Below are 793 nucleotides of genomic sequence, written 5' to 3' on the forward strand. Positions count from 1 at the left end.
GGCGCGACCTATTCGGTGAACATTCCGTTCATGCCGATCTTCAACAATCTCGTGATCTTCGATCAGCATGTCGCGCAGAACAGCACCAGGACGATCCGGCCGGAGCTTGCCGAAAGCTGGGCCTGGAGCGGCGACAACAAGACGCTGACCTTCAAGCTGCGCAAGGACGTGAAGTGGCATGACGGCAAGCCGTTCACGTCGGCCGACGTGAAATGCACCTTCGACATGCTGATGGGCAAATCGCCGCAGAAGTTCCGGCAGAACCCGCGCAAATCCTGGTACGATCAGGTCGACGAGGTCACGACCAACGGCGATGATGAAGCGTCGTTCAAGCTGAAGCGGCCGCAGCCGGCGCTGCTGTCGCTGCTCGCCTCGGGCTATTCGCCGGTGTATCCCTGCCACGTCTCGCCGGCGGAGATGCGCACCAAGCCCGTCGGCACCGGGCCGTTCAAATTCGTCGAGTTCAAGGCCAACGAATCGATCAAGCTCACCAAGAACCCGGATTACTTCAAGAAGGGCCTGCCCCATCTCGACGGTATCGAATTCACCATCATCCCGAACCGCTCGACCGCGATCCTCGGCTTCGTCTCCGGCAAGTTCGACATGACGTCCCCGACCGAGGCCTCGACCCCCCTGCTCAAGGACGGCAAGGCCGCAGGACCAAAAAGCGGGCCGCGTGGTGAAACCGAACAACACCCCCACAAACATCACAATCAATCCAACCGCCCCGCCGTTCGACAATCTCGACATCCGCCGTGCTTTAGCGCTGGCGCTCGATCGCAAGGCGTTCATC

General features: G+C 60.7%; 1 pseudogene. It reads left to right on the plus strand.

Going from position 1 to position 793, the window contains the following annotated elements:
* Positions 1-793, plus strand: a pseudogene (locus VQ03_RS30670) (ABC transporter substrate-binding protein); the annotation flags it as partial.

It is taken from the genome of Methylobacterium tarhaniae, from assembly GCF_001043955.1.
Classification (GTDB): domain Bacteria; phylum Pseudomonadota; class Alphaproteobacteria; order Rhizobiales; family Beijerinckiaceae; genus Methylobacterium; species Methylobacterium tarhaniae.